Below are 21680 nucleotides of genomic sequence, written 5' to 3' on the forward strand. Positions count from 1 at the left end.
AATGAACTGTTTTAGGACCGGAGTGACGACTTGAAAGCCAAACTGGGCATGTCCCCCATTGCGTGGTGGAACGACGATCTTGCGGAGCTCAGCGATGATGTGTCGCTGGAGGAATGCTTGCGCCAGTCGCGCTCGGCCGGTTTCACCGGCATGGAGATGGGCCGGCGTTTTCCCAATGATCCCGATGTCATGCTGCCGATCCTGAAGGCAGCCGACGTGAGGCTGTGCGGTGGCTGGTTTTCGGGCACGCTGGTCGATGGGGAGATGGCTGACAACAAGGATCGCATCCAGCCGATGATCGACCTGTTCAAGGCCGTGAACGCGCCTTGCATCGTCTATGGCGAGGTCGGCCGCTCGATCCAGGGCGACCGCTCCAAACCGCTGGCCACCAAGCCGAAGCTGTCGGATGACGAGATGAAGGCCTATGCCAAGCGCCTCACCGCGTTTGGCGAATGGTGCGCCGAACAGGGCATGCCGCTTGCCTATCACCACCACATGGCGGCGGTGGTCGAGACCGAGCCGGAACTCGATGCTTTCATGCGCTATTCCGGAGCCGGCATTCCGTTGCTGCTCGATGCCGGCCATCTGGCCTTCGCCGGCGGCGACGTTCTGCGCGCCATCGACAACCATCACACCCGCATCAGCCATGTGCATGTGAAGGACGTGCGCATGGGCGTGATCGACAGGCTCGACCGCACGAAACAGTCCTTCCTCGACGCCGTGGCGCTGGGCGCGTTCACAGTGCCGGGCGACGGCTCGCTGGATTTCGGCGCCATCGTGCAGCGCTTTGCCGACCATGGCTATGAGGGCTGGTTCGTGGTCGAGGCCGAGCAGGATCCAAAGAAGAACCCGCCGCTCAGGATGGCAGAGGTCGGCTACAAGGAATTGATGCGCGTCATGACCGCCGCCGGATACACGGTTGAGACGCAAGGCTTTCCGAATGCCTAGAGCTTTCCCAACGCCTGATGCGGCGGTTCTCGGCGAAGCCGGGTTGCTGTAGGTTGGTCAGATGAAAGATTCCGAGCACCCCTTCTTCCGGCCTTTGTGGCGGCGTGTCGCCGTCGTCGCAGTCTGCGTCATCTGGTCGATCATCGAATTCGCCACCGGCACGCCGTTCTGGGGCATGATCGCGCTCGGCTTCGCCGGCTACGCCGTCTGGCAGTTTTTTTATCTCTACAAACCGGCCGAAGAGGGCAAGGCAACGGTCGAGCCCGAACCGAAGGAGTAACCCGATGTCGAAGCTGCTGGTGAAGGCCGACAAGGGCCATGGCCGGGTCGCCCATGTGACACCGCAAATCGCGGGCTGGACCTATGTCGGTTTCGACCTGCATCGGCTGAAGCCCGGTGAGACGGCTTCCGGAAAAACGGAGGATCGCGAAGTCTGCCTGGTGTTCGTCACCGGCAAGGGCAATGCCAAAGCTGGCGGCAAGGATCTCGGCCTGCTCGGCGAGCGCATGTCACCCTTCGAGGGCAAGCCGTGGTCGGTCTATGTCCCTGAGGGATCGGACTGGTCGGTGAGCGCGGATACCGAGCTGGAACTCGCGATCTGCTCGGCGCCGGGCCTTGGCGGCGGCCTGCCGGTTCGCGTCATCGGACCGGACGATCTCGGCCAGGAGGTGCGCGGCAAGGGCACCAACACGCGCTACGTCACCAACATTCTGCCCGAAGGCAAGCCGGCCGATTCGCTGCTGGTGGTCGAGGTCATCACGCCCGGCGGCCACACGTCGAGCTATCCGCCGCACAAGCACGACCAGGACAATCTGCCTGATGAATCCTATCTCGAGGAAACCTACTACCATCGGCTCAACCCGCCGCAGGGCTTTGCCTTCCAGCGCGTCTATACCGACGCCGACAAGAATGGCCATCGCGCGCTCGATGAAGCGATGGCGATCGAGGATGGCGATGTCGTGCTGGTGCCCAAGGGCTATCACCCCTGCGCCGCCTGCCATGGCTACGACCTTTACTATCTCAACGTCATGGCCGGACCGAAGCGGACGTGGAAATTCCACAATGCGCCCGAGCACGAATGGCTGATGAAGGCCTGATCGACCCGTTCAGCCTTCGCGACAACTGGTCCAGCACGAAAAAATCGTCGGCTAATGACCCGGCCGCACCGTTTTGTTACCTGAATGCCTGCAAGGCTTCGTCAATCCGTCATGGAAATCACCTATGGCAGCGGAGCTGACGAGGACTATCCATGCGCTACGCCATCTATTTCACCCCCCGGCAGGACGAATCGCTGGCGCGGATCGCCGCCAACTGGCTCGGCCGCGACCCGTTTGGTGCCGCGACAAAGCCGGTCGAGGCGGTGGCCGACCTGTCGGCGGCCGAAGTCGCTTTCCACACCGCTTCGGCGCGCCGCTACGGCTTCCACGCGACGCTGAAAGCACCCTTCCGCCTGGCTGCCAACGAGACGGAAGCCTCGCTGCGCGCCGCACTCGACCATTTTGCCGATGCGACGCCGGTGGTGACCATCCCGCGCCTCGTCGTCAGCCAGATCGACGGCTTCTTCGCACTGGTGCCGGAAGGACCGCTGCCGGCGCTCAATCGCTTCGCCGATGATGTGGTGCTCGGCTTCGACCGGTTCCGCGCGCCATTGACCGAGGCGGAAATCGAGCGGCGCAGCCCGGATTCGCTGAAGCCGGCCGAGTTTCGCAATCTCTGCCAGTGGGGCTACCCCTATGTCTTCGAAACCTTTCGCTTCCACATGACGCTGTCCGGCCGGGCTGCGTCACAGGAAAGCCCTCGTCTTCGCCTAGCAATCGACAATCTGTTCGCACAGGTGTTGCAGCAGCCGGTGCTGGTGGATGCGCTGACGTTGTTTGTCGAAACCGAACCGGGCGGACCGTTCATGGTGCTCTCGCATCACGCGCTCGGGCGCCGCCCGGCCAGAAAAACTGCCTGACACCCTGCCGGAACAACCCCAGCCGGAACAACCAAGGACTGCCTGAGATGACCGCCGAAACTGTCCTCCACAACGCCCGCATCGTGCTTGCCGACGAGATCGTCGAGGGTTCGCTGGTGCTGCGCGACGGCTTTATCGCCGGCATCGAAGCCGGCACCAGCCGGATAGGCGAGGATATGGGCGGCGACTACATCATTCCCGGACTGGTCGAACTCCATACGGACCACCTTGAGGGCCACTACGCGCCGCGGCCCAAGGTGCGCTGGAACCCGATCGCCGCCGTGCTTGCCCATGACGCGCAGGTGGCAACCGCCGGCATCACCACCGTGCTCGACGCCTTGCGCGTCGGCATGGACGAAGACGCCGACCTGACATTAGCCGATATCCGCAAGCTGGCCGATGCGATCGAGGACAGTGTCCAACAGGATCGTCTGCGCGCCGACCATTTTATCCATCTGCGCTGCGAGGTTTCGGCGCCGGACTGCCTCAGGGCATTCGCCAATTTCGACGGCGACGAACGGGTCAAGCTGGCATCGCTGATGGACCACGCGCCCGGACAGCGCCAGTTCGTCAATCTCGAAACCTATGCCTATTACTACCAGCGCAAGCTGAAGCTGACCGACCGCGACTTCAAGCTGTTCTGCGAAAAGCGGATGGGGGAATCGGCCGTAAATTCGGGACCGAACCGTGTCCACATCGCCGCCGCCTGCCGTGAGCGCGGCATCGTGCTGGCCAGCCATGACGACGCCACGACAGGCCATGTCGGCGAGGCGATCGAGCAGGGCGTGCGCGTCGCCGAGTTCCCGACCACGGAAGAAGCCGCCAGGGCCTCGAAGGAGGCCGGGCTCGGCGTGCTGATGGGTGCGCCCAACGTCATGCGCGGCGCCTCGCATTCGGGCAACGTCTCGGCCCGCACGCTGGCCAGCGACGGGCTGCTCGACATCCTGTCGTCGGACTACATTCCCTTCAGCCTGATCCAGTCGGCGTTCTTCCTCGGCGATGTCGTCGAAGGCATTTCCCTGCCGCAGGCGGTCGCCATGGTGTCGAAAAACCCGGCCGAGGCGATTGGCCTGACCGACCGCGGCGTCATCGAGCAGGGCCGTCGCGCCGATCTGGTGCGCGTTCGCGTCGACGACCATGTTCCGGTCGTGCGCACCGTCTGGCGGCAGGGACGCCGGGTCGCATGATGGTGTCGGCGTTGATCGAGCGTGAACTGTCCGCGGAGACGTTTCCGATCCGCGATGGCGTCTTCGTCGCCGTGGTCGGCCCAAGCGGCGCCGGCAAGGACACGGTGATCGGTTACGCCCGCAACCATTTTGCCGACGAGACAAGGCTAGAGTTCGTCCGTCGCGTCATCACGCGGCCGAGCGATGCCGCCAGCGAGGATCACGACACGCTGGCCGACGCCGCCTTCGTCGAGGCCGAAGCCGATGGCGCCTTCGCTATCTCCTGGGAAGCGCACGGCTTGCGCTATGGCATCCCCGCCGATGTCGACTGGTCTGTCGCCAATGGCCGTGTTGCTGTCGCCAACGTGTCGCGCGCGATCATCCCCTCCTTGCGCGAACGCTATGCCAATCTGGCCATCGTCGAGATCACCGCCTCGCCGGAGGTGCTGGCCGAGCGGCTGGCAATGCGGGGACGTGAATCGCGAGGCGAAGTACTGGCGCGGCTGGCACGCAGCGCCAGTGTTACCCTATCCGGCCCTGGCGTCACCTCGATCGACAACAGCGGCCCGCGCGAGGCGGCCGGTGAACGCTTCGCCGAAGTGCTGCGCAAGGCGATGGCTTTTTCCGACATGTCGGGCCTGATCTAGGCCGACGGTTTCCGAACTCGATTCCCAGCCACGCAGGCCACGGCTTTGCGCCAAGCGCCTATCCAATCCCCATGGCGACTTGACGGCATCCATAAAATGGAAAATTATGGTACCGGTACCAATCAGGACTGCCGGAACTGGTAGCGCGCTCATGGACAGGCTTTACATATTATAATAGCATACCATTATAAGTCGCGGAGGAGCGCTGCGCCCCGGTTTTGCAAGGGGAACCCAGCGCGCGAAATACCGATCCTGTTTTACGTCGTCGAGCGGTCTGCGCCCCGCACGAGCGATGCCACACGGGCGCTCAAAAATGCATGGGAGGAAAACATGCGGACTTTCCTGAGAAGGGTTGGCCTGAGAGGGGCCGGTGCCTTGCTGGCCGGCATTGTGCTGGCGCTGTCGGCGCTCAAGCCGTCAATCGCTTCGGCGCAGACTGTCGACGAGATCATCTCGCGCGGCAAGCTGGTCGTCGCGATCGACACCACGACGCCGCCCTACGGCTTTCTTGACGCCAACCTGAAGCCGACCGGCTTCGATATCGAAGTCGCCAACAAGATGGGCGAAGCGCTGGGCGTGCCGGTCGAATTCGTCACCGTCACCTCGCCCGGCCGCATTCCGGCGCTGCTGACCAAGCAGGTCGATGCCGTGATCTCGATCTTCTCGATCACACCGGCGCGCGCCATCCAGATCGACTATTCGATCCCCTATGCCGGACAGTCGGCTGTAGTGATCGCGCCGAAGAGCACCGCGATCAAGGGCGTTGCCGACCTCGTCGGCAAGAAGGTTGGCCTGACGCGCGGCACCGGCGAGGACGGCCTGCTGACCAAGGCGGCTGAAGCCAATCCGGGCATCGAGATCCTGCGCTTCGATGACTATTCCTCGCTGCTGCAAGCCATGGTCTCGGGCCAGATCGACGCCATGGGCGGCGGCGACTACGGCGAGATCTATCTGAAGAAGGCGCAGAACGGCGATGCCTTCGAACAGAAATACGTGCTCAAGACCTTCTACTTCGGCATCGGCGTCGCCAAGGGCAACGACAATCTGCGCCAGTGGGTCAACACTTGGCTGTTCACCATGAAGACCGACGGAACGCTGGATGCACTGTCGATGAAGTACCGCAACCAGCCGCTGCCGACGCTGCCGGTGTTCTGATCATTCCTCAATGAAGGCGGGGCCTTGCCGGCCCCGCTTGCCTGACCTCGTGACGGGATATCAGTGCAAACCGCCCTGCAATTCGGCCCGATCCTCATCCATCTCGACCTGCTGCTGCGCGGCCTGGCGAAGAGCATCCAGCTGGCTGCGCTGTCGATCCTGTTCGGCACCGCCATCGGCATCCTCGGAGCCGTCGGCCGCAGCTTCGGCCCGCGCTTCCTGTCGTGGCCGATCGCCTGTTATGTCGAGCTGATCCGCAACACGCCGCTGCTGATCCAGCTCTATTTCGTGTTCTTCTCGCTGCCGCTGTTCGGCTTCAAGCTGTCGAGCAACACGGCGGCCGTCGTAGCACTCTCGATGCATCTGGGCGCTTACGCCACCGAGATCCTGCGCGCCGGTATCGAATCCATTCCCGAAGGGCAGATCGAGGCGGCCAAGTCGCTCGGCCTCGGCCGCTACCGCATCATCCGCCATGTCGTCCTGGTGCCGGCGGCGCGCGCGGTCTACCCGTCGCTGTCGGCGCAGTTCATCCTGCAGATCATGGGGACTTCGATCGTAGGCGCCATTGCGGCCGAGGAACTGACGGCGGTCGCCAACAACCTCGTCATGCAGACCTTCCGCAGCTTCGAGGTCTACATCATCATCGCCATCATCTATTTCGCGCTGGTGCAGGCCGCCAGCCTGCTCTTTGCCGGCATCGGCAAGCTCATGTTCCGATGGAAGGTCTAGACCATGAGCCTGCGCGATTTCGGCCCCAACGAATTGATGTTCCTGCTTTTGGCGACACGCTGGACGATCCTGCTGGCGCTGATCGCCTTTGCCGGCGGCGGCCTGATCGGCCTGGTGGTGGCGGCGATCCGGGTGGCGCCGGCGCGGCCGCTGCGCTGGCTGGCCGCCGGCTACATCCAGTTCTTCATGGGCACGCCGATCCTGATCCAGCTGTTCATGGCCTATTACGGCTCGTCTTTCCTCGGCCACCGGCCGGACCCGTGGGTGGCGGCGGCCGTCACCTTTTCGCTCAACGGCGGCGCCTTCTTCGGCGAGATTTTTCGCGGCGCCATCGAGGCGATTCCGAAGGGGCAATGGGAAGCGGCAACCGCGCTCGGTTTCCGTTTCACGCGAACGCTGCGCCTGGTGATCATCCCGCAGGCGGTGCGGCTGATGCTGCCGCCGACAGTCGGCTTCATGGTGCAGATCGTCAAGACGACGTCGATCGCCTCGCTGATCGGTCTGACCGAGCTCGCCCGCGCCGCCACGCAGGTCAACACGGTGACCTTCCAGCCGGTGATGGTGTTCGGCACGGTGTCGCTGATCTACTTTGCCTTGTGCTGGCCGCTGTCGCTCTATGCCGGCTATCTCGAGCGTCGTTTCGCCACCGGAATGATCCGCAAGATCGAGACACCGCTGGTCATGTCGGCTGTTTAGTCACCCCCTGAACGCCGGCAGGGTCAAGCCCTTGACGCCGACGTCGAGCGCGAACAATCCCCCCGGATTTTTCTGGCCGACGAAATGGCTGGCCGGACGCCGGAGCACGGCCGAGGTGACATAGAGGATGTCGAGATCCTTGCCGCCGAATTCGCAGCAGGTCGGCAGATCGGTCGGCAACAGCACGGTCTGCATCAGGCGGCCGTCGGGATCGTAGCGGCTGACCTTGCTGGTCACCGGAATGGTCACCCAATAGCAGCCCTCGGCATCGACGGTGGCGCCGTCGGCTAGGCCGCCGGTCACCGTCATGTCGATGAAGGTGCGGCGGTTCTCGATGTCGCCGGTGGCCGGATCGAAATCATAGGCCCAGACCGCGCCGGCATGGCTGTCGGAGAAATACATGGTCTTCGAATCCGGGCTCCAGGCCAGGCCGTTGGAGCAACCGATGCCATCGATCATCCTGTGAACCGAAAGGTCGGGATCGAGCCGGTAGAGCGCGCCGATGAATTCGATCGGCTGGCCCATCATCTCGAACATGGTGCCCGACCAGAAACGCCCCTGGCGGTCCGGCTTGCCGTCGTTGAAGCGGGTCTTCGGCATATGCGCTTCCGGGTCAACGATCGCTTCGAACGTTCCGGTCGCCGGATCGAAGAAATGGAAGCCGTTAGTCATCGTCAGGACCAGGCCGCCCTTCTCGCGCAGGCCGAGGCAGCCGAGATATTCCGGCGTCTCGAACACATCGTCCTTGCCGGTCGACGGATCGTAGCGGTGGATCAGCTTCTTCCAGATGTCTATCCACCAGAGCACACCGGCCTTGGGGTCCCAAAGCGTGCCTTCGCCAAGCTCGGCTCCGGCATCGACGACGCAAGAAATTTCGACCATGGTCAGCCCTCTCTTCTGCGCAGCCTGCCGCCGAGGCCGGCGAAGGTTTCGCTGCCGATCGACACGGTGAGCAGGATCACCGCGCCGTAGACGATGAGCAGTGCGCCGCTCGACAGGTTCAGTGCCGGCAGCAGTCCGGTGAGGATTGTCAGCACCATGGCGCCGGCGACGGTGCCGAGATAGTGACCGCTGCCGCCAAGGATCGAGGCGCCGCCGATGGCGACAGCGGCGATCGAGGTGAACAGATAGGCGTCGCCCATGCCGAGATAGGCCTGGCCGGAATAGCCGGTGAGCAACATACCGGCGAAGGCGGCGGTGAGACCCGAGATGACATAGGTGAGGATGGTGGTGCGCACTGTGGGCACGCCGGAGAATTCGGCGACCGTGGCGCTGGTGCCGAGCGCATAGAGATGGCGGCCGAACGCCGCCTTGGAAAGCAGCAACGTCGCCACCAGGGTCAGAGCCAGCCAGATCAGCGCGATCACCGGGAAACCACCAATGCGCCCGACCGACAGGAACTGGATCAGGGCCGGCGCCGACGGGGTCGGCGAGCCACCGGTCAGCACCAGGATCAGCCCTTGCAGGATGACGTTGGTGGCCAGCGTCATGATGATCGGCGGCACGCCGAATTGGGCAACCCCGACGCCATTGATCAGGCCTATGAAGGCGCCGCCGGCCAGCAGCAACGGCATGACCCAGACCAGCGGCAGATCCTGGCCGCCGCACAGCAGCGCCATGACGATGGCCGCCGAATTGAGCACCCAGGGTACCGACAGGTCGATGCCGCCGCCGATAATGACGAAGGTCTGGCCGAGCGCGACGATGCCGACGAAGGCGGCCAGGACCACGGTGGAGCGCATGTTGGAGACCGACAGGAAGCCCGGCGAGAACAGTGCGGTGACGAGAAGCAGCACGACCATGCCGGCATAGGCGAGCACGATGAGCCGGTTGCGGGCGAGGAAGGCGCTCATTGGACACGGTTCCTTGCGGCCTTTTCGGCGACGGAACTCGCCAGCACCGAGAGCAGAAGGATGACGCCAGAAGCAACCGGCTGCCAGTAGCTCGACACATGCAGGACGAAGACCAGATTGCCGATGAGGGTCAGCACGAAGGCGCCGATCAGGGTGCCGGCCAGATGCCCGCGGCCGCCGAACAGGCTGACACCGCCGATGACCGCCGCCGCCACCGAAGGCAGGATGTAGTCCTTGCCGATGGTCGGGGAGCCGGCGCCGGTCTGCGTCGTCAGATAGAGTGCCGCACCCGCCGCGAACAGGCCTGAGAGACCGTAGGTGATAACATTGACCCGGGTGATCGAGACGCCCGACAGGAAGGCCGACTTTTCGTTGGAGCCCGTCGCCTGGATGGTGACGCCGACGCGCGTCGCCCGGAACCACCACCAGAACAGCAGAAGGGCCAGCAGCATCCAGACCGGGCTGGTCAGGCCGAACAGCTGGGCATAACCGAAGCCGACCCACCAGCCGGGAACGCTGCCGCCATCGGTCGGCAGTATGATCATGGCGACGCCGTTGAGGATCGACCAGGTGGCGAGCGTGACCAGGAAGGGCTGCAGCTTGAGCAGCGAGATCAGCAGGCCGTTGAGCGCACCGATCATGAAGCCAAACGCCAGAATGACAAGGGTCCACAAGGCGACGGTCGACGGATCGTCGGTGAAGCGCGTTGCCGCGATCACCGTGCCGAGGCTGATCATGCCGCCGATCGACAGGTCGATGCCGCCCCGCACCAGCACGATGGTCTGGCCGGTTGCCGCCAGCATCAGCGTCATCGCCGCCGCCGTGTCGAGGTTGATCTCGTCCAGCGAGAAGACACCGGACTGCAGGCTGCCATAGATGGCAACGATCAGGGCCAGCATCAGGCAGGCGACCAGGAATGGCGCGCGGTCGAGCGCGCGGCCGCGCCAATCGATGCCGGGCCTGGCGGGTTTCATTTCGACTGGCCTTTGCGCCATCTCAACAGGTCTCTCTGCGACTGACATCACCATGCCTCAGGCCGCCTCGCTTTCAAGCATGGCGGCGCGCAAAATGCTTGCTTCCGAGATACGGTCACCCTCCAGAGTGGCGGCGATACCGCCGTTGCGCATCACCAGCACGCGGTCGGCGACATGGACGAGTTCCGGCATGTCGCTTGAATGGAACAGGATTGCATAGCCCTTGGCCGCGAGATCCCGCATCAGCTGGAAGATCTCACCCTTGGTGCCGACATCGACGCCGCGCGTCGGGTCGTAGAGCAAGAGCACGCGCGCTTGCGTCAGCAGCATCTTGCCGAAGATCACCTTCTGCTGGTTGCCGCCCGACAGCGTGCCGGCGAGCTGCTCCGGCGTGCCAGCCTTGATGCGAAGGAAATCGACCATCTCCTTGACCAGAGCCGCTTCCTTTTGCCGGCTCAGCAAGCCGTTCTCGGTGAAGCGCTTGATGACCGACAGGGTCAGGTTCTCGCGCACGCTTTTGGTCAGAAGCAGGCCCTGTCCGCGCCGGTCCTCGGGCACCAGCGCGATACCGTCCTTGCCGGTCAGCGCCTGGCGCGGATTGGCGATCGAAACCGGCTTGCCCCACAGTTCGACGGTGCCGCTCGCCTTGCTGGCGCCGAACAGCGACTGGAACAGTTCGCGCTGGCCGTGACCTTGCAGGCCGCCGACGCCGAGCACCTCGCCTTCGCGCAGCGCAAAATCGACGCCGGAGAGCCGGCTGCCGCTGGAAAAACCCTTGACCCTCAGCGCGACGCGATCGGTCGCGGTGGCAATCCGTTCGGGATAGAGCCGGTCGAGATGCCGGCCGATCATCTGGGTGACGATCTCATTGTCGGACACCGCATTGGCCTCATGCACGGCGATGGTGCTGCCATTGCGGAAGATGGTCAGCCGGTCGGCGATGGCGCGCACCTCGGCCATGCGGTGCGAGATGAAGATGACCAGCCTGCCCTCGGCGGCAAGTTGCCGGGTGAGCTTGAGCAGCCACTCCGCCTCCCGCGCGGGCAGCGCCGAGGTCGCCTCGTCGAGGATCAGGATGCGTGGATCCTTGGCCAGGCCCTTGGCGATCTCGACGATCTGCCGTTCGGCCAATGTCAGCCGCCGCAACTCCTGCTCGGGGCGCAGCGCCGGGAATTTGTACCTGTCGAGCAGCGCCAGGGTCTTGCGGCGCATCTCCGCGCGATTGACGGTGCGCAGAAGCGTCCTTGGTTCGTGACGAAACCAGATGTTCTGCTCGACGCTGAGGTCGGGGATCAGCGACAGTTCCTGGAAGACGGCGGCGATGCCGCGCGCCTGCGCAGCATCCGGATTGGCGGGACGATAATCCTGGCCGTCGACCAGGATCGAGCCGCCATCATGCCGCACCGCGCCGGACAGGATCTGGATGAAGGTGCTCTTTCCGGCGCCGTTTTCGCCGAGCAGGGCGTGCACCTCGCCGGCGCGGGCACTGAATGTCGCTTCGCTCAGCGCGACGATGCCGCCATAGCGTTTGGACAGGCCTTTGACGGTGACGAGGTCCATGAATGCGCCTTCGAAAAGCTCTCCCGACATCCTGCGATGCCGGGAGACAGGGTCGTGGTCACGGGATGTTACTTGCTGCCGGCGGCTTCCGCAGCGGTGATCTCCACCCAGTCGGGCGTGATCGGCAGCGTCAGGCCGGGCGCCTGGTCGGGGAAAGCATTCTCGCCGACCGCGATCTTGATCATCTTGGTGCCCGGGTAAAGCTTCGACTCGAACGGATCGGTGGTGACGAAATCACCCTTGACCGAGACGGAGCGCTCAGCCGGCTTCTTGCCGGTGTCGAGCATGTCGACCGCCAGCTTGATGGCTTCCGAAGAGAGATAGGCCGGATTTGAGCCGAGGATACACTTGGCGCCTTGCGTCTGCGCGCAGGTGAGGGCGGCGACATTGTAGGAGAAGCCGACGACCGGGACGATCGGCCGGCCGGCATCCTTCAACGCCTGGATGGCGCCCGAGCCGTAGCCTTGCGTCATGATGCCGTCGATCTGCGGATTGGCGGCAAGCAGTGCCGCCACGCCGGACTGCTCCGGTCCGAGCGCGTAGTTGCCGTTGTAGTAGCCGACCACCTTGATGTCGGGATATTTGGCCAACACCTTCTCATAGCCCTGCTGCAATTGGGCCGAGATCGGCGCGCCGGCAAGGCCGCGGTCGAGGATGATGTTGCCCTTGCCACCAAGTTGTACGGCCATCCACTCGGCCATGACGGAGGGGATACGGTCCCAGTCGGAAGCGACGGCATAGGCGCAGGGCTCGGTCACCACCTGGTCGAAGCTGATGACGACGATGCCGGCGTCGCAGGCCTTCTTGATGGTCGGATTCAGGGCCGAATCCGAGCCGGCATCGACCAGGATCGCGTCCGGCTTCTGGCGGATGATGTTGTTCAGAGAGTTGATCTGCGCCTGAACGGTGTTCTCGACATTCTCGATCTTGAGGTCGACGCGCCCCTTCAGCGGTCCCTTGTTGACCGAAACGGTGGCGACGCGCTCCATCTGCTGGCGCCAGTCATTGCCGACGAAATTGTTCGAGAGGTAGATGGTGTAGGGCTTCTTGTCCTCGGCGCGGCTTGGCGCCGTGCTGATGGCGATTGCAGACATGGCAAGGGCTGCCAATCCTATGCAAACTGTCTTCAGTTTCATGGTCTCTCCTCCTTCGTGTTTCCTGCATCAGCCAGCGACGGACTTCGCCATCTTGGTGGGTGCTGCACATAAATTGATACCGGTACCAATACGCCTTGTCAATTTAAGCCAAGGCGCATTGGGGAGCTTCAAGGCGACCATTCGCCGCCGGCTTGCAGACGTCGCTCATTTCGCGCCGGCGGCCTCGGCCGGGGTGATTTCAACCCAGTCCGGGCTGACCGGAAGGAACAGGCCCGGAGCCATGTCCGGAAAGGCGTTCTTGCCGACCTCGATCTTCTGCATTGCCGCGTCGGGATACAATTCCGACGGGACCGGATCGGTGGTGAGGAAGGCATTGCGCAGCAGGATCTTCTTCTCGGCCGGCTTCTTGCCGTCGAGAATCTCGACCGCCAGCTTCAGGGCCTCGGCCGACAGGTAGGCAGGGTTGGGCGCCAGAATGCACTGGGCGCCTTGCGTCTGGGCACAGGTCGTCGTCGTCAGATTGAACGGACTGCCGGTGATCGGAACGATCGGACGGCCGGCATCCTGCAGCGCCTTGATCGCTCCGGCCCCGTAGCCCTGGACGAAGATGGCGTCGACCTGCGGGTGGGCGGCCAGCAGGCTGGCGACGCCGGCCTGCTCCGGTCCCAGCGCATAGTCGCCGTTGAAATAGCCGACCACTTCAATGCCGGGATATTTCTTGATGACCTCCTCGAACCCGCCCTGCAGCTGAGCGGAGATGGGGGCGCCGGCAAGCCCGCGGTCGACGAGGATCTTGCCCTTGCCGCCGAGTTTCTTGACCAGCCATTCGGCCTCCACGCGCGGCGCCCGGCCCCAGTCGGACTCCATCGTGTAGGCGCAGGGCGCGCTGACGATCTGATCGAAGGCGATGATCAGAATGCCGGCGTCGCAAGCCTTCTGGATCGTGGGGTTGAGCGCTTCGCCCGAGCCCGCATCGATGACAATGGCGTCGGGCTTGTTGCGAATGATGTTGTTGAGGGAATTGATCTGCGCCTGGACCGTGGTCTCGACCACTTCGACCTTCAGATCGACACGACCGGCCAGCGGCGGTTTTTTCACCGCGATGTCGGCGCTGCGCAGCATCTGCTGACGCCAGTCGTTGCCGACGAAATTGTTGGAGAGATAGATGGTGTAGGGCTTCTTGTCCTGTGCGTTGGCCGGCACGGCATCGATCGACAGCAAAATCGTCGCGATCACCGCAAGGCCGGCGAAAAATGCGCCTGCTTTCATGACTTCCTCCTCCCGTGTTTGTTGTCGGCCGCGCGAGCGCCACCGCCTATCATGTGCCTTGCAGGCACCCCCTTATGGACAGACTTTGTTTTTGTGCATGCCGTTACCCCCGGAAACGCTGTGCATTTTTGGTGACATGCACCGGGCAAATGCCAAGCGTGGGAAGTGGCGACACATCCACGTTCGATCGTGGTCCTCCGCGCAGCCGTCATCCTAGCTATGATGCTATTATAATTTTATAAAGCTGTCCATGGGCGAGCCGGGGAAATCCGCGTGGACAATCGCGCCAATCGGCCCGCCGATCGGGTTCAGGCCAGATCGTTCGGCGCGTCGTAGCTGATGCTGAAGAGATCGGCCGGATGCCGGGCAATGGTGAACTCGATGCTCTGCTGGTCGGCCGACTGATAGAGCATCTCCACGCTCAGCACCGCACTGCCGAGCGCAACGCCGAGGTCTTCGGCGATGGCCTCGTCGGCGATTTCGGCGCGGACCGTGACATGCGCGACGTCCAGCCTCAGGCCGAGATGCCGTTGCACCGAACGAAAGATCAGCACGTCGGAAAAATCGTCCCGCTTCAGCTTCGCTCCGACAGCAGGCGGGAAATAGCTGGTGATCTGCGCCTTCTTCTGCTCGCCCACCGACAGGATGCCGCGCAGGCAGTAACCCGCTTCGTCCTTGGCCATGCCGAAATGGCGCTGGAGCACGGGTGAAACCTCCTTGCGATAGGATTTCACCGTCAGCTGCGCGTCCTTGGTGAAGGCCGCCATGTCGGCAAAATTCTTGAATTTCCAGCTCAGATTGACCGACGGATTGCGCGCCGTGACCACCGCCGGTTTCGCCGACCGCTTCCGGATCAGCCCGTCGGCCTCAAGATCACGCAAGGCCTGACGCACGGTGATCAGGCTGACGCCGAAATGCTCGGCGATGGTCGCCTCCTTCGGCAATTCGCCGCCGACGGGGAAGGTGCCGTTGCCGATCGGCTCGCGCAGGATGTCGGCGAGCTGGCGATACAGCGGCCCGTTCGAGCGGCCGAGTGTGCGCCGGGGAAGACTGTCGATGGTGGGAACGGAGTTATCCATGAGCCTCGTCGCGCCTGTGTCGAAGCTTTTATAATAGCTTCTTTGGCTCGAGGCTATGCATGTCGCCCAAAAGTGGCTCCGGTTTTGGGACAACGACATGCATAAAGTCAAAAACCAAGGCTGATGACCATCAACCGTCCTAGACGAAGAGCCGAAGCGGGTGTTCGATCGCCGATTTCAGGGCGGCGAGCCACGCAGCGGCGATACCCTCGTCAACGCTTGCCGCGTCTGTGACGAGCAGGCATTCGGCATGGTCACCCACGGTGCTGATGGAGACAGCCAGACGCATGGCGCGGCCCGGCAGCAGCGGCAGCATCACCGGCCGGATGTCGCCCGCCAGCAGCAGGCGGATCGAAAGCAGCGCCGGCATTTCGGCGTCGTCGCGGTTGACGGCGAGGGCCGCAAGCCGCGTTGCGTGCAGCGACGTCAGGGGCATCTCGGGGACGGTCGCAAACACCGCTTGCCGGCCCGCCAGTTCCAGCGCCACCGAAGCGTCGCCGGCCTTGGCGGCATCCGGGACCTCGTCAAATACACGACCCGCCGCGCGCAGCAGCACGTCGTCGAGGTCGAACGCTCTCCCTGTGCTTTCCAGCGCGGCCAGCAGGTCTCGTAGCGCGGTCAGCGCGACCGACGCCGCAAAGGCGGCAATGCGGTGAGCGGCAACAGAAGGGGCGACGACGTCAGGCAGATTCACGGGCGCGGCGGCCGGAACGAAGCCCAGCACGTCGGCGGCCAGGATGCGGCCACCCGGACCGCTGCCACGAAGGGCTTCGAGCGGGAGAGAGCGCTCGCGCGCCAGGCGGCGTGCATAGGGCGAAACAGCCAGCCGCGGGGACTGCGCCATCGCCATGTTCATTTGAGATACTCTGAATTGACGCAGTTGGTGAGGCGGCCCTCGGCTAGATAGGCGTGCACCACCTCGATCGATTTCAGCCTGAGGTCGCGCATTGATGCCGGGCTGTAGAAGGCCGCGTGCGGGGTGACGATCAGCCGGTTGGCGATCCACGGCTCGCGGCGCCGCCATGCCGCCAGCAGCGGATGGTCGAGATCGCCGGGTTCGTTCGGCAGCACATCGAGCCCCGCTCCCGCGACCGTACCCTTGCGCATCGCGGCTTCCAGCGCATCGAGATCGACGATCGGGCCGCGCGCGGTGTTGATGAGGACAAGCCCGGGCTTGGCGGCGGCGAAGGCGGCCGCGCCCAGCAGCTTGCGGGTCTCCTCGCTCAACGGCGCGTGGACGCTGACCACATCCGCCCGCCCCATCAGCTCGGCCAGTGAATGGACCCGCTCGTAGCCGGTCGACAGGTCGACGCCGGACAGAAGATGCGGATCGTAGAACACCACCTTCATGTCGAAGGCTGCGGCGCGGCGGGCGGTGGCCAACCCGATGCGGCCAAGCCCGACAATGCCGAAGGTGGCGCCCTTGTGCCGGCGCACCAGGGGCGCCTTGGAGAAATGCCAGCCTTCTGCACCGTTGCCGGAAAGCTCCGCGCCATAGGCCGAAGTGCCGCGCGTCAGCGCCAGCATCAGGCCAATGGCGTGGTCAGCGACTTCCGTTGTGCCGTAGTCCGGCACATTGCAGGCTGGCATCCCGCGTGCGCCCCAGCCCGCCGTGTCGATGTTGTCGAAGCCGACGCCGGAACGCACCGCGATTCGTGCCTTGGGAAAGGCTGACGGGGCGGCGGCGACATTGTGGGTCGGCGAATAGTTGATGACGGCATCGACCGTCTCGCAGACAGCCGGATCGAGACTGGCGGCCTTGTCGTTGGTCGACCGGGCGAGGATGAGCTCGATGTCAGGATAGTGCTCGCGCTCGAGTTCGGCCTCGTCGGCGGCTTGCCAGTTGGCGCACAGGATCTTCATGCTAGCCCTTCGGATTTCATGCTGGATGGTGATTACTTCTCGATGCCACCTATACGGCCGCCCATCGGCACGACGGCGCCGACCGGCTGGTCGATCGCGCTTAGCGTGCCGCTGATCGGCGCCTCGATCTCGACCACGGCCTTGTCGGTCTCGATCTCGGCGATCAGTTCGCCCTCCTTGACCGCATCGCCGACTGCCTTCAGCCATTTGACGACGGTGCCTTCGCTGACGGTGAGGTCACCAAACGGCATCGTTATCGGCTCATCGTCGCTGGCGCTGGCGGGCGCCTGGGCCGGCGCGGCCGGCGCCACCTTGGCCGGAACAGGCGCAGGCTTAGCCGGCGCAGCATTTTTCAGGCCGACCGTGTACCAGTGATCCGGTACCGGCGGCTTGCCCGCGATGACGTCGCGCACGCCCTGGACGATGCGCGCCGTGTCGACCAGCATGGCGCGCTCCAGCACCGGCGCGAAGGGGTGCGAGGTCGGCGCCGTGTGCAGCCTTCCGGGCGGGGCGTCGAGTTCGTCGAAGGCGAGTTCGTTGATGGCTTGCGCGATCTCGCCGCCAAGGCCGCACATCGCCCAGGCTTCATCGACGATGAGCAGGCGATGGGTTTTCCGTACACTGGCGACGATCGTGTCGATGTCGAGCGGCATGATGGTGCGCGGGTCGATGACCTCGGCCTCGATGCCTTCGGCGGCGAGCGACTGCGCCGCCTCCAGCGCGCGTTGCACCATTTGCCCGGCGGCAACGATGGTGATGTCGGTGCCGGCCCGGGCGATGCGTGCAACGCCGAACGGCACATAGTGTTCGCCGACCGGGACCTCGCCCTTCGAGGCGAACAGCGCCTTGGGCTCGAGCATGATGACGGGATCACCGGCCCTGAGCGCCGTCTTCATCAACCCCTTGGCATCGGCCGGGGTCGAGGGCACGCAGACGATGAGGCCCGGCATGTGGGCGAAGACCGGGTGGTAGATGCCGCTGTGGTGCGGGCCGGAGCTGCGCAGCGCGCCGGCGCCGACGCGCACCACCATCGGCGCGCTCATCAGGCCGCTGGTCATGTAGCGCAGCTTCGCCGCTTGCAGGAAGATCTGCCCGGCGGTCTCGAAGGCGAAGTCGGCGAACATCAGGTCCGAGACGGTGCGGGCGCCGGTGGCCGAGGCGCCGACGGCAGCGGCGGTGAAGCCCTGCTCGGAGATCGGCGTGTCGACCATCCGCTCGGCGCCGAACTCCTGCCAGAGATTCTTGGTGTGGGCGAAGCTGCCGCCGCGTTCGCCGGTGCCTTCGCCGAAATAGAGGATCGCCGGATTGGCGCGCATCTCTTCGGCAATGCCGTCGCGCACCGCTTCGAGCCAGCCTTGCGTGCGCGTCTCGCCAACCGCTCGCGGCTGCAAGGCGGCCGGCGGGTTGATCGGATCGGCAAAGACATGCAGCCGCACGGTCGCCGGATCGGGCTCGGGCGAGTTGCGGGCGAAGGCCAGCGCCTCCTCGACCACCTTCTCGATCCGGCTTTCGATCGCCGCCAGCGCTTCCGTATCGGCGACGCCATAGTCCTCCACCAGCTTCTTGCGGAACATGTCGATCGGATCGCGCTTGATCCAGGCGTCGAGTTCTTCCTGCGTCCGGTAGGTGCCGATGACCGGATCGCCCTCATGATGACCGACGGTGCGGTAGGTCTTGGCCTCGATCAGCGTCGGGCCCTTGCCGGCGCGGGCGCGCTCGGTGGCTTCCTTCATCGCCAGCCAGACGGCGAAAACGTCGTTGCCGTCCACCGCGACGCCGGGCATGCCGTAGGAGGCGGCCTTGGTGGCGATCTCGGGATTGAGCGTGACGGAGTTGAGCGGCGTCGCCGTGGCGTAGAGGTTGTTTTCGCAGACGAAGACCGCCGGTGCCCGCTGCACGGCGGCGAAGTTGAGTGCTTCGTGGAAGCCGCCATGGTTGGCGGCGCCGTCGCCGAAGAAGGCGACGCCGATGTCGTCACGCCCCTGCTGACGCGCGCTCATGCCGATGCCGACGGCATGGCCGATGCCGGCGGCGACGATGCCGTTGGTGCCGAACAGGCCGACCGAGCGGTCGTAGAGATGCATGGTGCCGCCGCGACCGCCGCAAATGCCGTCGGCCTTGCCGAACAATTCGGCCATCACCCGCCCTGGGTTGGCGCCCTTGGCCAGGGCATGGCCGTGGCCGCGATGGGTCGAGGTGACCCAGTCGGTCGCGCGCAGATGCGCGCAGACGCCAACACCGGTCGCCTCCTCGCCAATATAGAGATGCAGGAAGCCGGGGGTCTCGCCCTTGCGGCAAGCGATCTGGGCAATGCTTTCGAAGCGGCGCAACAGCACCATGCGTTCGAACAGGTCGAGCAGGACCTTCCGGTCGGGGAGGTTTGGCGCACCCCTAGAATGCTCGCGTGTGCGCGCCGCAGAAATTGCCACCAAAGCCTCCCTGAACCCGTCTGCGCCGGGCGGCAAAGCGCCGGCGGCGAGCTTGTGGATCGCCCGCTTCGGTTCATCATAGATTATAATAGCATAATGTCTACTGGCTCTGAAAAGAGCCTGATGACGGCTAGATTTTCGTGATGCGTACCGTCGCGTCGGGCCGCTGGAACAGCTCGGGCCGCAGGCTGAGACCAAGCCCCGGCCCTTCGAGCGGCGCGACATGACCAGTGCTGACCGGCGGTATGTCGGCGACGATCTCGGTGTACCAGCCGGTGAAATAGGCGCGCACCGCTTCCTGGTAGTTGACGTTCGGCAAGGTGGCCGAGAGCGCGCAGCTGGCGGCATAAACGATCGGCCCGGTGCAGTCGTGCAAGGTCACCGGCAGTTCGCTGGCCTCGGCCATGTTGGCGATCTTGCGCGCTTCGGAGAGGCCGCCGCACCAGGCAAGGTCGATCATGATCACGCTAGCCGCGCGCTTGTCGATCAGCTGCTTGAACATTTGCCGCGAGGCTAGCCTTTCGCTGGCGGCGACGGGTATCGAGGTGTGGCGGGCAAGCTCGGCCATGGCGTCGAGCTCGTTGTAGCGGATCGGCTCCTCCAGCCAGGCGACGTCGTAGGGCTTCAGCGCCTCGGCGATGCGCAGCACTGGCGGCAGGGTCCACAGGCCGTGCAGTTCGACCATGATTTCCATGTCGCGGCCGACAGCGTCGCGAATCTTCTGGAACGGCTCCAGCGCCTTGTCGAGATCGGCAAGCGAAATGCGGGTGCCGTTCGACGCTTCGGCGGCGATGTCGAACGGCCATATCTTCATGGCGCCGATGCCTTCCGATTTCAGGCTCTTGGCGAGGTCGCCGGCATTGTAACGCCAGGCGAGGAGATCTTCATACGGACCTTCATTCGAATCGCCAGCCTTGAGCGACCAGTCCTCGCCACGCTCGAACAGGGCATTCTTCTGAGTCGCGCGGACATGTTTGTAGCCGGCGCAGGTGTTGTAGATCGGCACGGTTCTGTGGGTACGACCACCAAGCAGTCGCCAGACCGGCTCGCCGAGCGCCTGGCCATAGATATCCCAGAGCGCGATGTTGACGGCGGAATTGCCGCGCACCTCGGCGCCGGAATCGCGCGCGCCGACATAGACGCTGCCCAGCGTGCGGTCATGCAGCTCGATGTCGCGCGGGTCCTTGCCCAGGAGATAGGCGGCGACATTGTCGTGGATGTAGGAGGCGACCGGCCCCGGCGCCCAGAAGGTCTCGCCGGTGCCGATGAGGCCGGCATCGGTGTGGACGCGCAGCCAGAACAGGAACGGAAATTCCGCCAGCTGCAGCGTTTCGAGCGCAACGACTTTCATCTTTTCCTCCCCATTGCCGACCAACCGTACGGCGAGCGGACAATAGCACATCCCCGTTGACAGCCATTTATGGTACCGGTATCAATCCCGTCAAGATGGCCACCGGGAGGGTGCTCGCTTGCCTGCCGAAATTCACGATATCACGCGAGCATTGGTCACCGGTGCCGCCGGCGGCCTCGGCCGCGAGGTGGCGATCCAGTTGGCCCGGCGCGGCTGTGCCGTCGCAATTGCCGACATCAATGGCGAAGGGCTGGCCGAGACCGCCCGGCAAATCAGGGAAATCGGCGCGGAAACCGAGGCCATAACAGGCGATTTCACCAGGGAAGGTGCGCCGGAAGCGGCGGTGGAAAAAGTGGTCGCACGCTGGGGCGGCATCGACATCCTGGTCAACAACGCCGGCTATGGCGTGATCGAACCTTTCCTCGACGCCACGTTCAAGGCCTGGACGCGCACTCTGGCGCTCAATGTCACCGCACTTGCCATGGCCTGCAAGGCGGCTGGCCGGGTGATGCGCGAGCAGCGTTCGGGGCGCATCGTCAATATCACCTCGCCGGGCTCGCGCATGGCGCTGCCCGATTACACCGCCTACACGGCGAGCAAGGCGGGCGTCGATTCCATCACCCGCGCCGCTGCGGTAGCACTGGCACCCTACGGCGTGCTGGTCAACAGCCTGGCGCCGGGCATGATGGACACCGAGATGCAGCGCTCGACGGAGGCCGATCTCGCCCGCGCCAATGGCCGCAACGATCTGCAGGCCTTTCTCGACGAACGCACCCGCCGCATCCCGCTCGGCCGCCGCGCCGAGATTTCCGAGGTGGCCGAAGCCGTCGTCTGGCTGTGCCTCGATTCGCCTGATTACATGACCGCCGAGCGGCTCAACATGTCGGGCGGGCTCGACAAGGACTGA

General features: G+C 64.4%; 21 protein-coding genes. 10 read left to right on the forward strand and 11 right to left on the reverse strand.

The features are described 5' to 3' along the window. The first annotated feature begins 30 nt into the window (after positions 1–30). From iolE to ACZ89F_RS30640, 9 genes are all read left to right on the forward strand, one after another. A complete protein-coding gene (gene iolE, locus ACZ89F_RS30600) occupies positions 31–948 on the forward strand; it encodes a myo-inosose-2 dehydratase (protein WP_476095912.1) in 918 nt (305 codons plus the stop codon). 61 nt (positions 949–1009) lie between these two features. After that, positions 1010–1228, forward strand: a complete 219-nt coding sequence (locus tag ACZ89F_RS30605) for a hypothetical protein (RefSeq protein WP_056589211.1) — start codon at positions 1010–1012, stop codon at positions 1226–1228. 4 nt (positions 1229–1232) lie between these two features. After that, the gene (iolB, locus tag ACZ89F_RS30610; RefSeq protein WP_476095913.1) at positions 1233–2045 is read left to right on the forward strand and encodes a 5-deoxy-glucuronate isomerase; all 813 of its coding nucleotides are present in this window, start codon (positions 1233–1235) and stop codon (positions 2043–2045) included. A 152-nt stretch (positions 2046–2197) separates the two neighbouring features. Beyond that, positions 2198–2905, forward strand: a complete 708-nt coding sequence (locus tag ACZ89F_RS30615; RefSeq protein ID WP_476095914.1) for a DUF1045 domain-containing protein — start codon at positions 2198–2200, stop codon at positions 2903–2905. Between the two features lie 47 nt (positions 2906–2952). Continuing rightward, positions 2953–4092: an alpha-D-ribose 1-methylphosphonate 5-triphosphate diphosphatase gene (locus tag ACZ89F_RS30620; protein ID WP_476095915.1), complete on the forward strand. Its 1140-nt coding sequence runs from the start codon at positions 2953–2955 to the stop codon at positions 4090–4092. Beyond that, entirely contained in the window at positions 4089–4718 is a 630-nt protein-coding gene (gene phnN, locus ACZ89F_RS30625) for a phosphonate metabolism protein/1,5-bisphosphokinase (PRPP-forming) PhnN (RefSeq protein WP_476095916.1), read from the forward strand. Before ACZ89F_RS30620 ends, phnN begins: the two co-directional genes overlap by 4 nt. Before the next feature lie 330 nt (positions 4719–5048). Next, positions 5049–5873 (forward strand): transporter substrate-binding domain-containing protein, encoded by an 825-nt coding sequence (locus ACZ89F_RS30630; RefSeq protein ID WP_476095917.1) that lies wholly within the window; start codon positions 5049–5051, stop codon positions 5871–5873. Positions 5874–5936: 63 nt separating this feature from the next. Next, the gene (locus ACZ89F_RS30635) at positions 5937–6602 is read left to right on the forward strand and encodes an amino acid ABC transporter permease (protein WP_476095918.1); all 666 of its coding nucleotides are present in this window, start codon (positions 5937–5939) and stop codon (positions 6600–6602) included. Positions 6603–6605: 3 nt separating this feature from the next. Continuing rightward, complete coding sequence (locus ACZ89F_RS30640; protein WP_476095919.1) at positions 6606–7298, forward strand: amino acid ABC transporter permease; 693 nt, start codon at positions 6606–6608, stop codon at positions 7296–7298. On the opposite strand, the gene ACZ89F_RS30645 is transcribed toward ACZ89F_RS30640, so the two are convergent. The 11 genes from ACZ89F_RS30645 to ACZ89F_RS30695 form a co-directional block, all read right to left on the reverse strand. Then, positions 7299–8180 carry an SMP-30/gluconolactonase/LRE family protein gene (locus ACZ89F_RS30645; RefSeq protein WP_476095920.1) on the reverse strand — a complete coding sequence of 294 codons (882 nt, stop codon included), beginning with the start codon at positions 8178–8180 and terminating at the stop codon, positions 7299–7301. 2 nt (positions 8181–8182) lie between these two features. Then, positions 8183–9151, reverse strand: a complete 969-nt coding sequence (locus ACZ89F_RS30650) for an ABC transporter permease (protein WP_476095921.1) — start codon at positions 9149–9151, stop codon at positions 8183–8185. Then, positions 9148–10125 carry an ABC transporter permease gene (locus tag ACZ89F_RS30655; RefSeq protein WP_476095922.1) on the reverse strand — a complete coding sequence of 326 codons (978 nt, stop codon included), beginning with the start codon at positions 10123–10125 and terminating at the stop codon, positions 9148–9150. The genes ACZ89F_RS30650 and ACZ89F_RS30655 overlap by 4 nt, the downstream gene beginning before the upstream one ends. Before the next feature lie 57 nt (positions 10126–10182). Continuing rightward, positions 10183–11685 carry a sugar ABC transporter ATP-binding protein gene (locus tag ACZ89F_RS30660; RefSeq protein ID WP_476095923.1) on the reverse strand — a complete coding sequence of 501 codons (1503 nt, stop codon included), beginning with the start codon at positions 11683–11685 and terminating at the stop codon, positions 10183–10185. Positions 11686–11753: 68 nt separating this feature from the next. Further along, the gene (locus tag ACZ89F_RS30665) at positions 11754–12821 is read right to left on the reverse strand and encodes a substrate-binding domain-containing protein (protein WP_476095924.1); all 1068 of its coding nucleotides are present in this window, start codon (positions 12819–12821) and stop codon (positions 11754–11756) included. A gap of 165 nt (positions 12822–12986) precedes the next feature. Further along, entirely contained in the window at positions 12987–14051 is a 1065-nt protein-coding gene (locus ACZ89F_RS30670) for a sugar ABC transporter substrate-binding protein (protein ID WP_476095925.1), read from the reverse strand. Positions 14052–14359: 308 nt separating this feature from the next. Then, positions 14360–15130: a GntR family transcriptional regulator gene (locus tag ACZ89F_RS30675; protein ID WP_126067234.1), complete on the reverse strand. Its 771-nt coding sequence runs from the start codon at positions 15128–15130 to the stop codon at positions 14360–14362. Positions 15131–15269: 139 nt separating this feature from the next. Further along, positions 15270–15986: an E3 binding domain-containing protein gene (locus ACZ89F_RS30680; protein ID WP_476095926.1), complete on the reverse strand. Its 717-nt coding sequence runs from the start codon at positions 15984–15986 to the stop codon at positions 15270–15272. Then, positions 15983–16993 (reverse strand): C-terminal binding protein, encoded by a 1011-nt coding sequence (locus tag ACZ89F_RS30685; protein WP_476095927.1) that lies wholly within the window; start codon positions 16991–16993, stop codon positions 15983–15985. Before ACZ89F_RS30685 ends, ACZ89F_RS30680 begins: the two co-directional genes overlap by 4 nt. Before the next feature lie 32 nt (positions 16994–17025). After that, entirely contained in the window at positions 17026–19422 is a 2397-nt protein-coding gene (locus ACZ89F_RS30690; RefSeq protein WP_476095928.1) for a thiamine pyrophosphate-dependent enzyme, read from the reverse strand. 130 nt (positions 19423–19552) lie between these two features. Beyond that, the gene (locus ACZ89F_RS30695; RefSeq protein WP_476095929.1) at positions 19553–20773 is read right to left on the reverse strand and encodes a mandelate racemase/muconate lactonizing enzyme family protein; all 1221 of its coding nucleotides are present in this window, start codon (positions 20771–20773) and stop codon (positions 19553–19555) included. Positions 20774–20891: 118 nt separating this feature from the next. Here ACZ89F_RS30695 and ACZ89F_RS30700 point away from each other — a divergent pair, with 118 nt between their 5' ends. After that, positions 20892–21680, forward strand: coding sequence for an SDR family NAD(P)-dependent oxidoreductase (locus ACZ89F_RS30700; RefSeq protein ID WP_476095930.1), 789 nt, complete (start codon positions 20892–20894; stop codon positions 21678–21680).

Source organism: Mesorhizobium sp. USDA 3734 (genome assembly GCF_056279665.1).

Coding starts and splice junctions, on each gene's coding strand:
- ACZ89F_RS30605 (WP_056589211.1), top strand. CDS start 1,010: ATGAAAGATTCCGAGCACCCCTTCTTCCGGCCTTTGTGGCGGCGTGTC.
- iolB (WP_476095913.1), top strand. CDS start 1,233: ATGTCGAAGCTGCTGGTGAAGGCCGACAAGGGCCATGGCCGGGTCGCC.
- ACZ89F_RS30615 (WP_476095914.1), top strand. CDS start 2,198: ATGCGCTACGCCATCTATTTCACCCCCCGGCAGGACGAATCGCTGGCG.
- ACZ89F_RS30620 (WP_476095915.1), top strand. CDS start 2,953: ATGACCGCCGAAACTGTCCTCCACAACGCCCGCATCGTGCTTGCCGAC.
- phnN (WP_476095916.1), top strand. CDS start 4,089: ATGATGGTGTCGGCGTTGATCGAGCGTGAACTGTCCGCGGAGACGTTT.
- ACZ89F_RS30630 (WP_476095917.1), top strand. CDS start 5,049: ATGCGGACTTTCCTGAGAAGGGTTGGCCTGAGAGGGGCCGGTGCCTTG.
- ACZ89F_RS30640 (WP_476095919.1), top strand. CDS start 6,606: ATGAGCCTGCGCGATTTCGGCCCCAACGAATTGATGTTCCTGCTTTTG.
- ACZ89F_RS30645 (WP_476095920.1), bottom strand. CDS start 8,180: ATGGTCGAAATTTCTTGCGTCGTCGATGCCGGAGCCGAGCTTGGCGAA.
- ACZ89F_RS30650 (WP_476095921.1), bottom strand. CDS start 9,151: ATGAGCGCCTTCCTCGCCCGCAACCGGCTCATCGTGCTCGCCTATGCC.
- ACZ89F_RS30655 (WP_476095922.1), bottom strand. CDS start 10,125: ATGAAACCCGCCAGGCCCGGCATCGATTGGCGCGGCCGCGCGCTCGAC.
- ACZ89F_RS30660 (WP_476095923.1), bottom strand. CDS start 11,685: ATGGACCTCGTCACCGTCAAAGGCCTGTCCAAACGCTATGGCGGCATC.
- ACZ89F_RS30665 (WP_476095924.1), bottom strand. CDS start 12,821: ATGAAACTGAAGACAGTTTGCATAGGATTGGCAGCCCTTGCCATGTCT.
- ACZ89F_RS30670 (WP_476095925.1), bottom strand. CDS start 14,051: ATGAAAGCAGGCGCATTTTTCGCCGGCCTTGCGGTGATCGCGACGATT.
- ACZ89F_RS30675 (WP_126067234.1), bottom strand. CDS start 15,130: ATGGATAACTCCGTTCCCACCATCGACAGTCTTCCCCGGCGCACACTC.
- ACZ89F_RS30680 (WP_476095926.1), bottom strand. CDS start 15,986: ATGAACATGGCGATGGCGCAGTCCCCGCGGCTGGCTGTTTCGCCCTAT.
- ACZ89F_RS30685 (WP_476095927.1), bottom strand. CDS start 16,993: ATGAAGATCCTGTGCGCCAACTGGCAAGCCGCCGACGAGGCCGAACTC.
- ACZ89F_RS30695 (WP_476095929.1), bottom strand. CDS start 20,773: ATGAAAGTCGTTGCGCTCGAAACGCTGCAGCTGGCGGAATTTCCGTTC.